This is a genomic window from Cryptosporangium aurantiacum, from assembly GCF_900143005.1.
Classification (GTDB): domain Bacteria; phylum Actinomycetota; class Actinomycetes; order Mycobacteriales; family Cryptosporangiaceae; genus Cryptosporangium; species Cryptosporangium aurantiacum.
The window spans coordinates 41,366-55,509 of the sequence record NZ_FRCS01000033.1; the positions used below are offsets into that span (position 1 = coordinate 41,366).

Sequence of the window (14,144 nt, forward strand, 5' to 3'; positions counted from 1 at the left end):
GCGATTACATATCCGTTCGACTCAGAACAGGCTCTTGAGCGCGGAGTCGATGCCGGCCGGCAACTCGATCAGCAGCTCGTCGGCGAGCACCGCACGCAGCTCGTCGACGGTCTCCAGCCGACGCCGCTCGGTCCGGCCGTCCGGGTGGTGCACGGCGAAGTCCCGGCCACCCAGCGCCAGGCGGCGCCCGTCGGGCGTCGGGCGGGCGGCGGTCAGGCCGGTGACGAAGTGCGAAGCCGGGAACGTGGAGAGATACCAGTTCGGGGCCTCGTCGTCGACCGGGTAGGTCGGGGTCAGGTCGAACCGGTACGTGGTCCGCCACTCGTCCTTGATCCGGGACTGCTGCCGCCACCCACCCACGCCGTCGGCGACGAGCCGGAACGTCCCGTGCGGGGTCTCCTGCTCCTCGTCCGCGGCGAGCCGGATCGGCGCGGTGAGCGTCTGACCGCCGAACCCGACGTCGACGAGGTAGGTCACCCCGTCCAGGTCGACGCGCAGCAGCTTGTGGCCGCGCGAGGTCACCGCGTCGTCGGGCTGCCCCCACAGGACGCGCGCCTGCAGGCTCCCGGTGACGAACCCGATCTCGTCCAGTGCCGACTGCAGGAGCCGGTTGTGCTCGAAGCAGTAGCCGCCCCGGCCATCGGTGATCAGCTTCGCGCGCACCGCGTCGGGGTCGAGCCGAACCGGCACGCCGGAGAACGGGTCGAGGTTCTCGAACGGGATCGTGGTGGCGTGGGCGAGCGTCAGCGCCCGCAGCGTGGGCAGGTCAGGGGCGACCGGGCCGGTGTGGCCGATCCGGGACAGGTACGCGGCGAGATCGTTCATGCGGCACAGCGTCACATCTCAACTGAGGTTGAGGTCAACTGGGGCGGGTAGGTGGCGCTCGGGTCGGGTACCAGGCCGACACGGCCGACCCGATCGCGTCCCCCGGAAGGTGCACGATGAGCGACCCCGAGACCCGGAACGACGCCGACCGCCGCGCGGCCCGCGAGACCCGCGACGACCCCGGAGACCGCGACCGCCGCGGTCCGGACGACCCGAACGACCGAACCGCCGCCGAGGCGCCGGCCGCCGGTGCCCGGCCCGCCAAGCCCGACCGGGCCGCCTCCGACGACCGAGCCGCCGATTCCGACCGGGCCGCCGATTCCGACCGGGCCGCCGATTCCGACCGGGCCGCCGACTCCGACCGGGCCGCCGCGGCCCGGGCTGGCGCCGACGACCGGGCTGCCTCCCGCGACCGGGCTGCCGCCGACGACCGGGCTGCCGATCACGACCGGGCCGACGACGACAAGCGAGCCGCCGAGGCGCGGGCTGCCGACGACGACCGGACTGCCAAGGGCAAGCGGAACGGCGCGGACGAGCGGAACGGCGCGGCGCCGGAGAAGCCGGCGCAGCTCACGATCGGCGCGCGCCTGGCCGCGATCGGGCGTGCCGTGCGGGAGTTCAACGACGACGGCCTGACCGACTGGGCGGCCGCCCTCACCTACTACGGCGTGCTGTCGATCTTCCCCGGCCTGATCCTGCTCGCCGCCGCACTCGGCCTGGTCGGCGAATCGGTCCGGGAGCCGCTGCTCGACAACCTGGAGGGGATCGCGCCCGGCCCGGCCCAGGAGATCCTCACGGGCAGCGTCCGCGACCTCACCGAATCTTCCACGATCGCCGGCCCGCTCGCGATCCTCGGTCTGGCCGGTGCGCTGTGGTCGGCGTCCGGGTACGTCGGTGCGTTCATGCGCGCGTCGAACGTCATCTACGACGTGCCGGAGGGCCGCCCGGTCTGGAAGACGCTGCCGATCCGGGTCGTGGTCACGATCGTCGTCGGGGTGATGCTCGTGATCAGCGCGCTGATCGTGGTCTTCACCGGCGGCCTCGCCGAACGCCTCGGGGAACTCCTCAAGGTCGGCGACACCGCGGTCATGATCTGGTCGATCGTCAAGTGGCCGGTGCTGGTCCTGCTGGTCAGCCTGATGTTCTCGCTGCTGTACTGGGCCTCGCCGAACGCCAAGCAGGCCGGCTTCCGGTGGATCACGCCGGGCGGCCTGCTCGCGGTCGTGCTGTGGATCGCGGCGTCGGTCGGCTTCGCGATCTACGTCGCGAACTTCAGTTCGTACAACGCGACGTACGGCGCGCTCGGCGGCGTCGTCGTGTTCCTGATCTGGCTCTGGATCTCGAACATCGCGATCCTGCTCGGAGCGGAACTCGACGCCGAGCTGCACCGGGCTCGCGCGATCGCGTCCGGGCACCCCCGGGACGAGGAGCCCTATGTGGAGCTCCGCGACAGCCGCAAGGTCCCGGATCACTGAGCCGATTTTCCCGCCCGCGCGGCGCAGCCGTGGTTAGGGTGCACGAATGACCCGAGCCCTGGTCGGTGCACTGGCGCTGCTGCACGGCGCTGCGGCAGCAGTCAACACCGCGAACGCCCTCCGGCCGGTAGCCCGGCGCGGCCCGCTGGCGATCCCGTCGTTCGCCGCCGGAGCCCTGACCACCGAGCTGCCCCGCGCCGCCGCCCGTGGTGAAGCAGACGTTCGCGGAGGCGCCGGAGATCTTCCGTGAGGCGTCGCCGCAGTCCGCGATCCGCCCGGACGCGCCGCCGATGTTCCTGCTGCACGGCACGAACGACTCGCTGGTGCCGGTGGAGTCCGCGCGGCGGTTCGCCGAGGACCTGCGGGCGACGTCGACGTCGACGGTCGCGTACGCGGAGTTCCCCGGTGCCCAGCACGCGTTCGAACTGTTCAGCTCCGTGCGCGCGCACGCCTGCGCGGAGGCCGTCGAGCGGTTCCTCGGCGTCGTCTACGGCCGGCACCGGGCCGCGCTGGAAACCTCCCGCCCGGCCTGACGGCCACCCCGGCCGCCGCGTCACCGGGCCGCCCCGCCGGGCCCCGGCCGCGTCGTCCGGCACCGCCGCCGAGCCCCGGCCGCGCCGCCCGGGCCGCGGTTCGTCGGCGCTACCGCTGGTATGCCGCCTTCGGCAGCCGGTACGCCAGGTCGATCGCGGTCTCGTGTGCCTCGTCCTCACCCAACCGGTGTTCGGCGACGAGACGCGCGAGGTACCCCGCGTCGATCCGCCGTGCCAGGTCGTGCCGCGCCGGGATCGACGCGAACGCCCGGGTGTCGTCCACAAATCCGGACGTGTTCGCGAACCCGGCGGTCTCGGTCGCGGCCTCGCGGAAGCGGCGCATGCCGTCCGGGGAGTCGAGGAACCACCACGGCGCCCCCAGCCGGATCGACGGGTACGCCCCGGCCAGCGGCGCCAGCTCCCGCGCGTACACGGTCTCGTCGACGGTGAACAGCACCATCCGGAACCCCGGCTCGTGCCCGAACGCCTGCAGCAGCGGCCGGAGCGCCCGGGTGAACTCGGCCGCGACCGGGATGTCGAAGCCGCGGTCCGGCCCGTACGCCGCGGCGATCCCGTCGTGGTGGTTCCGCAGCACGCCGGGGTGCAACTGCAGGACCAGGCCGTCCTCGCAGGACATCCGGGCCATCTGGAACAGCAGGTGCGCGGCGAACGCCTGCGCCTGCGCCGGTGTGGCCGAGCCGGTGCGCCCCGCCGCGTAGATCCGCTCGGCCTCGTCGTCCGGGAGCGGGGTGGTGTCGGCGGTGTCGTGGCCGTGGTCGGTCGCGAGCGCCCCGGCGTCGGCGAACGCACGGCGGCGCCGACGCACGGCGTCCAGATAGCCGTGGTAGTTCGAGACGTCGACCCCGGCCAGGCGGCCGAGCAGGTCGACATCGGCCCGCCACCCGGGGCGGTCGGGGTACACGACCGCGTCGGGCCGGAACGTCGGGATGATCCGGCCGCGGTAGCCGGCCGCGGCCAGCTTCTCGTGCGCGGTCAGGTCGCACGTGGCCGGGTCGGTGGTGGCCAGCACCTCGATGCCGAACCGGTCGAGCAGCGCGAGCCGCCGGAACTCCGGCCGCGCGAGCACCTCGGCGATCCGGTCGTAGAGGCGGTCCGCGTTGTCCGCGCCGGGACGCTCGTCGATCCCGAACAGCTCGACCAACTCGTGCTCGAGCCAGTACCGGGACGGCGTCCCCCGGAACAGCGGCCAGGACGCGCAGAACAGCCGCCAGATCTCCCGCGGGTCGAGGCCCGGGGCGACCAGCTGGTCCGGGCGGACGCCCTGGGAGACGAGCATCCGCGTGACGTAGTGGTCGGGCACCACGAGGAGCTGGGCCGGGTCGGTGAACGGCACGTCGGCGGCCAGCTCGGCGGCGTCGACATGGCCGTGCAAGCAGACCAGCGGAAGCCCGGCGGTCGCCGCGTAGAGGCGACGGGCGATCGCGCGGACGCCGGGCTCGGCAGGCAGCGCGCGGTCGGGGTGGAGAGCGAGCGGGGCCATCGGTGTCCTCCGTGGATCGACGCCGTGGGAACGATTGCACGATCTCTGCTGCCGGGCAACCGGTAGGCGTTGACGGCTGCGTGCAATCGCTTGCACGATGGTGCCGGACCGAAGGAGAACTTCATGGCGGTGACGCTCGCCGACGTGGCGCGGGCAGCGGACGTGTCGACCTCGACCGTGTCCCGGGCGATGACGCAGCCCGAGCGGGTCGACGAGCAGACCCGTACCCGGATCCTCGCGGAGGTGCGGCGGCTGGGGTATCGGCCGAACCGTGCGGCGCGCAGCCTGATCACCGGCCGCACCGGTTACCTCGGCGTGATCGTCCCCGACCTGACCAACCCGTTCTTCCCCGAGCTCGTGGCCGGCATCCAGGGCCGGGCGCACGAGCGGTCGCTGACCACGCTGCTCGCCGACACCCGCGACGACCCCGACGCCGAGCGTGACCTGCTCACCACGCTCGCGCCGCAGGTCGACGGCCTGGTGCTGTGCGGTTCCCGGCTGCCCGACGCCGACCTGGTGGCAGCCGCCGATCCGGTGCCGGCCGCCGATCTTGTGCCGGCCGCCGATCTTGTGCCGGCCGCCGATCTTGTGCCGGCCCCTGATCTGGGGGCCGTCGCCGCGGGCCGGGTGCCGCTGGTCGTGGTCAACCGGACCGTGCCGGGCGTGCCGTCGGTCGCGGTCGACAACGCCGGTGGGGCGGCGCGGGCGATCGAGCACCTCCGGTCGCTGGGCCACACCCGGATCGCCTACGTCGGACCCGCCGAGGGGTACTCCCACCGGCAGCGCCTGACCGGCGCCCAGGAGGCCGCGGTGACGCTCGGTGTGCAGCTGATCGAGGTCGAGGGCGCGTCCTCCACGTTCGACGGTGGTCAGCGGGCCGCCGACGGGGTGCTGTTCGGTGGGGTCTCCGCGGTCCTCGCCTACAACGACGCGATGGCGATCGGGCTGATGCACCGCCTGCACGGCTACGGCGTCCGGATCCCCGAGGACCTCAGCATCGTCGGCTTCGACGACATCGCGATCGCGCAGATGGCCTACCCGCCGCTCACCACCGTGCGGTTCCCCCGGCAGGAGGCCGGGCAGCAGGCCGTCGACCAGCTACTGCGCAACGCCGAGGGGGCAACGCTCGGCACCGAGCTGGTCGTGCGGCGGTCGACCGCGCTGTATCGCCCCGAGGAGGGCTCCCGATGACTGCACGCGTACTGCGCCTGGCCCGCACGGACGACGTCGCGGTCGTCCTCGATCCGCTGGCGGCCGGGGAGGTGGCCGACGGTCTGGTCGCCCGCGAGCCGGTGCCCGCCGGACACAAGATCGCGCTGCGCGACCTGGCCCCCGGCGCGCCGATCCACAAGTACGGCCACGTGATCGGCGTCGCGACCGCCGCGATCACCGCCGGCGACCACGTCCACGTGCACAACGTCGGCATGCCGGGCGGAGGTTCTCGCGCCACCGGCGGCGCATCGCAGGCGATCTCGGCCGTCCCGGACGACCTGCCGCGCACGTTCCAGGGCATCGTCCGGCCGGACGGGCGGATCGCCACCCGTAACTACGTCGCGGTGCTCACCACGGTCAACTGTTCGGCCACGGTCGCGAAGCTCGTCGCCCGCCGCACCGAGGACCACGTCGGCGCGCTGCACGCCGACGGGGTCGACGGTGTCGTCGCGCTGACCCACGGTTCCGGCTGCGGGATGGCCGACAGCGGCCCGGGCTGGGACGTGCTCCGCCGCACGCTCACCGGCTACGCGCGCCACCCGAACGTCGGCGGCGTGGTCGTCGTCGGGCTGGGCTGCGAGGTGAACGCGCTGTCGAGCCTGGTCGAGGAGATCGACGTGCCGGTGGCCTCGTACACGATCCAGGACGCCGGGGGCACCGCCGCGGCGGTCACCGAGGGCGTCGAGCAGGTGCACCGGATGGCCGAGCGGCTGCGCGGCACCACCCGCACGACGGTCGGCGTCGAGAACCTCGTGCTGGGCATGCAGTGCGGTGGTTCCGACGCCTGGTCCGCGCTGACCGCGAACCCCGCGCTCGGCGTCGCCAGCGACTACCTGGTCGCGCTCGGCGGCACCAGCCTGCTCGGCGAAACCCCGGAGATCTACGGCGCCGAGCAGATGCTCGCCGACCGGGCGGTCGACGACGGCGTCCGCGACGCGCTGCTCGACCGGATCACCTGGTGGGAGCGGTACACCACGAGCCAGGGCACCACGCTCGACGGCAACCCGTCGCCGGGCAACAAGGCCGGGGGCATCACGACGATCCTGGAGAAGTCGCTCGGCGCCATCGCCAAGGGCGGCCACAGCCCGCTCGCGGAGGTCGTCGACTACGCCGAAGCGCCGAGTCGCCGTGGTCTGATCTTCATGGACACTCCCGGCTACGACCCGGTCTCGGCCACCGGCATGGTCGCCGGTGGCGCCCACCTGATCGCGTTCACCACCGGCCGCGGGTCGGCGTTCGGATCGCGGCCGGTGCCGACCGTGAAGCTCGCCAGCAACGCCGCGCTCGCCCGGCAGATGAGCGGGGACATCGACGTGGACTGCTCCGGCGTCGTGGAGACCGGCCGGCCGCTGGCCGAGGTCGGCGCGGAGGTCTATCGCCGCCTGATCGCGGTCGCGTCCGGGGAGCGGTCGGTGAGCGAGGAACTCGGCGTCGGCGGCGAAGAGATCGTGCCGTGGCAGCTCGGAGCCGTGCTGTGAGGCGGCTGCGCCGCCAGGGTCCGGCGCCCGCGGTCGGGGTGGTGCACCTCGGGTTGGGCGCGTTCGCGCGTGCGCACCTGGCCGTTTATACCGACGAGGTGGACGCTACGGGCTGGGGAATCTGCGGGGTCACCCAGCGCTCGGCCACCGTCCGGGACCAGCTGGCACCGCAGGGCGGCGTGTACGGGGTGCTGACGGGGGGACACGTCCGGATCGTGGGCGCCGTGGCGAGAGTGCTGGACGGGTCGACTCAGGTGGCAGCGGTGCTCGATCTTCTCGCCGATCCGCGGGTCACGGTGGCGACGCTCACCGTCACCGAGAAGGGCTACCGCCGCACCGCGAGCGGCGGACTGGACACCGCTGACCCGGACGTCCGCGCGGACCTGGCCGGGCGGCCCCCGGTCACGGTCGTCGGCCGGCTGGTCCGCGGCCTGCAACGCCGTGCGGCGGCGGACGCCGGGCCGCTCACCGTCGTCTGCTGCGACAACCTGCCCGCCAACGGTGCGGCGGTGGAACGGCTGGTCGGCGACTTCTGCGCCGCGCTACCGTCCGCCGAGGGGGACGCCGTGGGCAGCTGGATCGCCACGCACGTCACGTTCCCCTCCTCGATGGTCGACCGGATCGTCCCGGCCACCACCGACGCCGACCGCGCCGAGGCCGCCGCGCTCACCGGCGTCCGGGACGAAGGGCTGGTCGTCGCCGAGCCGTTCTCGCAGTGGGTGCTCGAGGACCGCTTCGCGGCGCCGCGCCCGCCGTGGGAGCGCACTGGTGTGCAGCTCACCGACGACGTCACACCGTACGAGGTGATGAAGCTGCGGCTGCTCAACGGCGTCCACTCGACGCTGGCCTACCTCGGGGCGCTGCGGGGGCACCGGACGATCGCCGACGCGGTCGCCGACCCGGCACTGCGGACGGTGGCCGAGGGGGTTCTCGCGGACCTCGCGCCGACCGTCCCGCCGCCGTCCGGTGTCGACCTTTCCGTGTACGGGGAGACGGTGCTCGCCCGGTTCGCCGACCCGGGTCTGCGGCACACCTGCGTCCAGGTCGCGATGGACGGCACGCAGAAGTTGCCGCAGCGCCTGGTCAGCGGGGTCGCCGACGCGCTGGCCGCCGGCCGGGTCCCCCGCTACGCCACGCTCGGCGTCGCGGCGTGGATGGCGTACGTCGCGCTGGGCCGGGACGCGGCCGGCCGGGAGCTTCCGCTGGACGACCCGCGCGCCGCCGACCTGGCGTCGGTGCGGGGCCGCACCGACGCCGCGGCCGTCGTCGACGCGCTGCTGCGGCTCGACGCGGTGTTCGGCCCGGGGTTGCGCGACGACGTCCGCTGGCGGGACGCGCTGGTCGAGGACGTAAAGTCGCTGTTGAGCGGCTCTACGACACCGTGACGAGGACCCCGTCGGTCCCCAGCGAACCGTCGAAGAGCCGGATCTTCGCGATCGCCTGGTCCTTCGGGATGTCCCAGACGACGACCATGTCGCCGCTGTCGCCGGGGTTGAGGTCGGTGAAGAACAGCATCTGGTCGTTGGCGCGGACCGTGGCCTCCACGTTGGTCTCGTACTCGTCACCGGCCGCGTTGTAGGCCTTCTGCAGCGATGCCTCGTACTGCTGCACCTCGCTGCTGACGTTCTTCACCCCGATCGTGACCAGGCAAAATTGGCCCTTGGCGGTCGAGACGAGGCCGCCACCGGCGTCGACCGTCGGCTGGCCGCACTTGACGGTCTTCACCGTGTATTCGATGGCGCCGTCGCGGGCGGGCTGGTTCAGGGCGACCGACGGGCCCTTGTCGTCCCGGTTCTCGTCGGCCGCGGTCGGCGTGTCCGACGAGCCGCTGACGCTGCTCCAGACAACGGCGCCGATCACGCCGAAGACGAGGCAGACCGCGACGAGCGCGCCGACGACGATCAGCGCGGTCTTGCGCCCGGACGACTTCCCCGGCGCCCCCGGCTGCCCATACGCCGGCTGCCCAAGTCCGGACTGCGCGCTCCCCGGCTGCCCGTAGCCGGGCTGAGCACTCCCAGGCTGCCCGTAGCCGGGCTGAGCACTCCCCGGCTGCCCGTAGCCGGGCTGAGCACTCCCCGGCTGCCCGTAGCCGGGCTGAGCACTCCCAGGCTGCCCGTAGCCGGGCTGAGCACTCCCCGGCTGCCCGTAGCCGGGCTGAGCACTCCCCGGCTGCCCGTAGTCGGCCTGGGCGCTCCCGGGCTGCCCGTAGGCCGCCTGCCCGATTCCGGGCTGCCCCTGCCCCGGCTGCCCGTAGGCGGGCTGGGCCATTCCCGGCTGCCCCTGCCCCGGCTGCCCGTAGGCGGGCTGGGCCATTCCCGGCTGCCCCTGGTCCGGCTGTCCGTAGCCGGGCTGTCCCTGGCCCGGCTGCCCCTGCGCGGGCTGTCCCTGGCCCGGCTGCCCCTGCGCGGGCTGTCCCTGGCCCGGCTGCCCGAATCCCGGCTGCCCCTGCCCCGACTGCCCCTGCGCGGGCTGTCCCTGGCCCGGCTGCCCGAATCCCGGCTGCCCCTGCCCCGACTGCCCCTGCGCGGGCTGTCCCTGGCTCGGCTGTCCGTAAACGGGCTGCTCCTGGCCGGGCCGGCCGTAGGACGGCTGCGCAGGCCCCGGCTGCGCGTGTTCGCCCGGCGCGTAGCCGGGCTGGGCGTTTCCGGGCTGGTGGGATCCGGGCGGGGAGTACGACGGTGCCGACCCCGGCGGTCCGTAAGCCGGGGCCGCCCCGGGCGGCCCGGGTGGGCCGGACGATGGGCTCGGAGCGGGATCGTGAGGGGACGTCATGAACCGGGACGCTACCGTCCGGCTCACCACACCTGACCCTCCAACCCCACGATTCACAGCTCCACCGCCGACGGCGCCCGGCGGGCAGCCCGAGAGGAGCGGGATGACCGCTCGCCATCACGTCACCGTCCACCTCGACGGCCCGGCCGCGCAGGCGATCGACGCGCTCCGGGCGGTCTGGGATCCGGTGATGCGGGGAATCGCCCCCGCACACGTCACGGTCGTCTATCCGGAAGAGACCGTCGACACACCGCTGCTGCTGGAACGGCTGCGCCGAGTGGCGGCGGTGACGGCCCCGATCCCGCTGGCGATCGGACGGATCACCGCGGCAGACGAGGGACGCGGCGGCGTGTTCGCGCTGGTCGACGACCCCACGGGTCGTCTGGCGGCGCTGCGCACCGAGCTGCTCCGGCCACCGCAGCGGCACGGCCGATATCCGTTCCACGCCACGATCGCGCATCCCCGCACGGCCGAGTCACCCGCCCGCTGCTGGGACGCGCTACGCGGCCATGATCTGGCGGTGCCGGTCACCGCACACGAAGCGCTCTGGACGGTCACGGACACGTCCACACGCACCGTGCTCGCTCGCTACCCGTTCCGTGGCTGACGCCGCCTACCGCGCTCTCCGCAGCCCCGGGGCCGGGCGGTAGCCCTTCCGACGTGCGACGGCCGCCGCGAGCGGGAGCAGCACGCGCCGCTGGAGGCCCACCGGCAGCCCGGCGGCGAACGTCACCGAGCCCGGCTGCGCGAGCACGGCGAGCAGGTGGGGCAGCGGCAGTTCCTGCTGGTCGTTGACGTTCCCGTCGCGGATCGCCCGGCCGAGCGTCCGGCTGTGGGACAGCAGCGACACCGGCCCCGGCGAGAACAGGGACCGGACGACGATCGGCTCGTCCGTGTGGTTGTACGGGTCGGTGTGCCGCACGCCGGGCGGGATCACGACGTCGTCGCCGGGGCGCAGTAGGCCCCCTCGTCCGCTCCGGCGGTAGCGGGCGGCGGTGCCGTCGAGCAGCAGCGAGCGCTGCTCGACACCCGGATGCACGTGAGCGGGCGCTCGACCGGTGCGGGGCGGCAGCAGCCGGGTGAAGCCCAGGTACTGCCGGCCGCCGGCGGAGAACCAAGGATGGAGCTCCAGCCGCGCGCCGCTGGCGCGATCGGTGTAGAACTCGAAGACCGGCAGGTCCCGGTCGAGCCGGTTCATTCGAGCCCCGACCCCGACCCGGCAACCGGCCCGGACCCGCGATCCGGCCCGAACCCGCGATCCCGCCCGAACCCGCGATCCCGCCCGAACCCGCGATCCCGCCCGAACCCGCGATCCGGCCCGAACCCGCGATCCCGCCCGAACCCGCGATCCCGCCCGAACCCGCGATCCGGCCCGAACCCGCGATCCGGCCCGAACCCGCGATCCCGCCCGAACCCGCGATCCGGCCCGAACCCGGGAACCGGCTCGGACCCGGGAACCGGCTCGGGCCGACGAACCCGCTCGGCCCCGGGAACCGGCTCCGGCCCGGGAACCGGCTCCGGCCCGGGAACCCGCTCGGGCTCGGCGTCCAGATCCGGCTCGGGAACGACCGACCGACGCGCGTGCCGCACCGTCTTGTGCGGAAACCGCTCCCGGACGTAGTCCTCGGCGTCCGAGCCGGGCCGGACGTACACGTACTCCGGCTTCTGCTGCACGGGGACGAGGAACTCACGGGCGTGCCGGTCCGGGTCGTCGAGATAGGCGCCGATCACGTCCTCCCCCGCCGGGCACACTGACACGCAGTACCCGGACCGGTACTGGGGACTGAACGACAGGCTCTGCCACCGGGAGATCGTCTCGCCGGGCGTCACCCGGCTGCGGTAGTCGGCGGCGTCCGCGCTGTCCGCGATGTCCTCGACCCAGCCGGCGAACGCGTCCAGGTCGTGGCTGTTGTTGTGCGTCGAGCAGGCGTGGACGTCGAAGTCGCCGTCCGGGCGGATCGCCCCCACGGGGCAGGCCGTCACGCACAGGCCGCAGCCGATGCAGGGGTTCCCGTCCAGCGGACGGGAGTACTCGCTGATCGGTGCGTCGATCAGGATCGTGCCGAGCACGAGGAAGTTCCCGAAGCGCGGGTGGATGACGTTGCGGTGCACGCCCATGTGGCCGAGCCCGGCGGCGACCGCGACCAGCTTGTGCGACACCACCCAGCTGCGCCCGGGGAACCGCTGGACCTCCATCGGGAACCCGGTCGACGGATACAGCGCCCGGACGCCCCGGTGCTGCAGCTCCAGGCAGATGTGCCGGGCCGCCTCGTGGACGAGTTCCTGTGTGGTGGAGACGTCCCGGTTACCGATGCTCGTCGACCGGCTGCGGAGGTTGTCTCGGCTGGTCCGGACGCAGAACCCGATCAGCGAGCGGGTGCCGGGCAGCGCCTCCAGCACGTAGTCCCGCTCGCCCTCCAGGCCGGGCGTGTCCAGAGCGACGAACCCGACGTCGTCGGCGCCGGCCGCCAGGCACAGCTCCCGCAGCCAGGCGGCGTCCAGCGTCCCGGCGTCCTCCGCGGCCCGCGCCCGCACCGCGATCGCGGTGGGGTGGGCGCGCACGCCGCCGGAGCGGTCCACCGGCACGTGGAACGCGGGCCAGTTCCGGTTCGGGGCGTTCACGTCGGCTCCGGTGCCGCGTCGATACCGTCCGGCGGCGCAATACCGCTCTCCACGTACCGGATCGGCTTGTGCGGGAACTTCTTCCGCGCGTAGGCCTCGGCGGTGGATCCCTCGGTGACGTACACGTACTCCGGTTTGTGCTGCAGCGGCCGGACGACGTCGTGCAGATGCTGCTTGCGGTCGGCGAGGAACGGGCCGATGACGTCCTCACCGGCCGGGCACACCGACACGCAGTACCCGGACCGGTACTGCCGGTGGAACTTCCCGACGGTCTCCCCCGGCGTGACGCGCTGCCGGTAGTCCTCGGCGTCGGCGCTGTCGGCGATGTCCTCGACCCAGTCGGCGAAGTTGTTCACGAACTGGCTGTACGTGTGCGTGTAGCAGGCGCTGAAGTCGAAGCTGCCGTCGTTGTGGATCGCGCCGACCGGGCAGGCGCTCACGCACAGGTTGCAGCCCAGGCACGGGTTCCAGTCCAGCGGCCGCGAGTACGGGGTGATCACCGCCTCGGTGAGCACCGCGCCGAGGCCGATGAAGCTGCCGAACTTCGGGTGGATGACGCAGCGGTGGATGCCCATGTGGCCGAGCCCCGCGGCGACCGCGACCGGCTTGTACGACACCGCCCAGCCGCGGGAGGGCAACCGGTGCGCCTCCACCGGGAACGTCACCGACGGGTACAGCGTCCGGTAGCCGCGGTCCTGCAGTGCGACGCTGATTCGGTGGCCGATCCGGTCCAGCACGGGGATCGCGGTGTCCATCTCGGTGTTGACGTTGCTGGTGGCGCGGCTGCGGAAGTTCTCCCTGGCCAGCCGCACGCACACGGCGATCAAGGAGCGGGTGCTCGGCAGCGCCTCCAGCACGTAGTCGCGCTCGTCCTCCAGGCCGGGCGTGTCCAGGGCGACGAAGCCGACGTCGTCGGCGCCTGCGGCCAGGCACAGTTCACGTAACCACGCGGCGTCCAGTGGTGCGGACGCGTCCTGATCGTCCATCAGTGACCATCCAACTTTGACTGTCGCGGATGGCCTGACTCTACGCCCGCTCCCGCTTATCGAACAAGGGTTCTACGCTTGTTCGCCCCAGAAGCGGATCCACTCGCGTTCGTGCGCCACGCCCGCCTCCAGCACCCGCCGCATCCCGGCCGGGCCCGGCGCACCCTGCGCGATCAGGTCGAGGTACTCGTCCAGCTTGGCGCGGTGCACGGCGAGCTGCGCCTCGGCGAGCGGCCCGCGCTCGGCTCCGAAGCACAGCTGGAGCAGGCCGTGGTCGCGTAACTCCATGAAGTCCGTGGTCGGATCGGCCAGCCAGGAGGCCAGCGCGTCCCGACCCCGGTCGGTCAACGCGTAGAACCGGCGACGACGACCGCCGTCCTCCTGGCGCGCACCCAGGTACCCCGCGCCCGCCAGCCGTTCGGGCTCCGCGTAGAACTGCGCGTGCTGGACCACCCAGAAGTGGTTGACCGTACGGGTGGCGTGGGTCTTCAGCTCGTACGGTGTTGACTCACCGGCGAAGTCCAGCAGCCCGAGAATGATGTACGACAGCGGCGTCAGACGTATCCGCGCAGCACCGGGTTCCACCGTGCGGAGTATAGGAGCGGCACGGCGGCGGCCGACGCAGCCTGGGCTGTGCTGGCCCGTGGGCATGCCGATGGCCCGGAGCGCGGTGGCGTTCCGGGTGGTCGGCGGGTTCAGGCGTGGTGTCAGGGTGGGTTGAGGGTGGTGCCGTCGGGTCG

The 14,144-nt window shown here is 73.2% G+C and carries 14 protein-coding genes; 7 read left to right on the top strand and 7 right to left on the bottom strand.

Annotated elements, in window-relative coordinates:
* Positions 1-21: 21 nt before the first annotated feature.
* Positions 22-825, bottom strand: coding sequence for an arylamine N-acetyltransferase family protein (locus BUB75_RS43145; RefSeq protein WP_073266545.1), 804 nt, complete (start codon positions 823-825; stop codon positions 22-24).
* 575 nt (positions 826-1,400) lie between these two features.
* On the opposite strand from BUB75_RS43145, the gene BUB75_RS43150 reads away from it, so the two are divergent.
* The 3 genes from BUB75_RS43150 to BUB75_RS43155 are packed head-to-tail and all read left to right on the top strand — an operon-like array spanning position 1,401 to position 2,833.
* Positions 1,401-2,300: a YihY/virulence factor BrkB family protein gene (locus BUB75_RS43150; RefSeq protein ID WP_073266583.1), complete on the top strand. Its 900-nt coding sequence runs from the start codon at positions 1,401-1,403 to the stop codon at positions 2,298-2,300.
* Between the two features lie 46 nt (positions 2,301-2,346).
* Complete coding sequence (locus BUB75_RS45975; protein ID WP_143175801.1) at positions 2,347-2,550, top strand: hypothetical protein; 204 nt, start codon at positions 2,347-2,349, stop codon at positions 2,548-2,550.
* Positions 2,510-2,833 carry an alpha/beta hydrolase family protein gene (locus tag BUB75_RS43155; protein ID WP_218618127.1) on the top strand — a complete coding sequence of 108 codons (324 nt, stop codon included), beginning with the start codon at positions 2,510-2,512 and terminating at the stop codon, positions 2,831-2,833. The genes BUB75_RS45975 and BUB75_RS43155 overlap by 41 nt, the downstream gene beginning before the upstream one ends.
* 109 nt (positions 2,834-2,942) lie before the next feature.
* Here the strand turns inward: BUB75_RS43155 and uxaC are convergent, their stop codons facing one another.
* On the bottom strand, positions 2,943-4,334 hold the full coding sequence (gene uxaC, locus BUB75_RS43160; protein WP_073266550.1) for a glucuronate isomerase: 1,392 nt from the start codon (positions 4,332-4,334) through the stop codon (positions 2,943-2,945).
* A 123-nt stretch (positions 4,335-4,457) separates the two neighbouring features.
* Here uxaC and BUB75_RS43165 point away from each other — a divergent pair, with 123 nt between their 5' ends.
* From BUB75_RS43165 to BUB75_RS43175, 3 genes are read left to right on the top strand one after another with little or no spacing between them, the layout of a single operon-like run.
* Positions 4,458-5,525 (top strand): LacI family DNA-binding transcriptional regulator, encoded by a 1,068-nt coding sequence (locus tag BUB75_RS43165; protein ID WP_073266552.1) that lies wholly within the window; start codon positions 4,458-4,460, stop codon positions 5,523-5,525.
* Positions 5,522-7,024 carry a UxaA family hydrolase gene (locus BUB75_RS43170; protein ID WP_073266554.1) on the top strand — a complete coding sequence of 501 codons (1,503 nt, stop codon included), beginning with the start codon at positions 5,522-5,524 and terminating at the stop codon, positions 7,022-7,024. The genes BUB75_RS43165 and BUB75_RS43170 overlap by 4 nt, the downstream gene beginning before the upstream one ends.
* On the top strand, positions 7,021-8,409 hold the full coding sequence (locus BUB75_RS43175; RefSeq protein WP_073266556.1) for a mannitol dehydrogenase family protein: 1,389 nt from the start codon (positions 7,021-7,023) through the stop codon (positions 8,407-8,409). Before BUB75_RS43170 ends, BUB75_RS43175 begins: the two co-directional genes overlap by 4 nt.
* Here BUB75_RS43175 and BUB75_RS44735 read toward each other — a convergent pair.
* Positions 8,396-9,796 carry a DUF4352 domain-containing protein gene (locus BUB75_RS44735; protein ID WP_143175802.1) on the bottom strand — a complete coding sequence of 467 codons (1,401 nt, stop codon included), beginning with the start codon at positions 9,794-9,796 and terminating at the stop codon, positions 8,396-8,398. The two genes, BUB75_RS43175 and BUB75_RS44735, sit on opposite strands and share 14 nt — an antisense overlap.
* A gap of 103 nt (positions 9,797-9,899) precedes the next feature.
* Between BUB75_RS44735 and BUB75_RS43185 the strand changes: the two genes are divergently transcribed.
* Positions 9,900-10,403, top strand: coding sequence for a 2'-5' RNA ligase family protein (locus BUB75_RS43185; RefSeq protein WP_073266561.1), 504 nt, complete (start codon positions 9,900-9,902; stop codon positions 10,401-10,403).
* 6 nt (positions 10,404-10,409) lie between these two features.
* Here BUB75_RS43185 and BUB75_RS43190 read toward each other — a convergent pair whose 3' ends face one another.
* The 4 genes from BUB75_RS43190 to BUB75_RS43205 all read right to left on the bottom strand — a co-directional run bounded on the left by BUB75_RS43190 (position 10,410) and on the right by BUB75_RS43205 (position 13,989).
* The gene (locus BUB75_RS43190) at positions 10,410-10,994 is read right to left on the bottom strand and encodes a cupin domain-containing protein (RefSeq protein ID WP_073266563.1); all 585 of its coding nucleotides are present in this window, start codon (positions 10,992-10,994) and stop codon (positions 10,410-10,412) included.
* Positions 10,991-12,418, bottom strand: coding sequence for a 4Fe-4S binding protein (locus tag BUB75_RS43195; protein ID WP_073266565.1), 1,428 nt, complete (start codon positions 12,416-12,418; stop codon positions 10,991-10,993). The genes BUB75_RS43190 and BUB75_RS43195 overlap by 4 nt, the downstream gene beginning before the upstream one ends.
* Complete coding sequence (locus tag BUB75_RS43200) at positions 12,415-13,404, bottom strand: 4Fe-4S binding protein (protein WP_073266567.1); 990 nt, start codon at positions 13,402-13,404, stop codon at positions 12,415-12,417. The genes BUB75_RS43195 and BUB75_RS43200 overlap by 4 nt, the downstream gene beginning before the upstream one ends.
* A gap of 72 nt (positions 13,405-13,476) precedes the next feature.
* The gene (locus BUB75_RS43205; RefSeq protein WP_178380133.1) at positions 13,477-13,989 is read right to left on the bottom strand and encodes a helix-turn-helix transcriptional regulator; all 513 of its coding nucleotides are present in this window, start codon (positions 13,987-13,989) and stop codon (positions 13,477-13,479) included.
* Between the last annotated feature and the right edge of the window lie 155 nt (positions 13,990-14,144).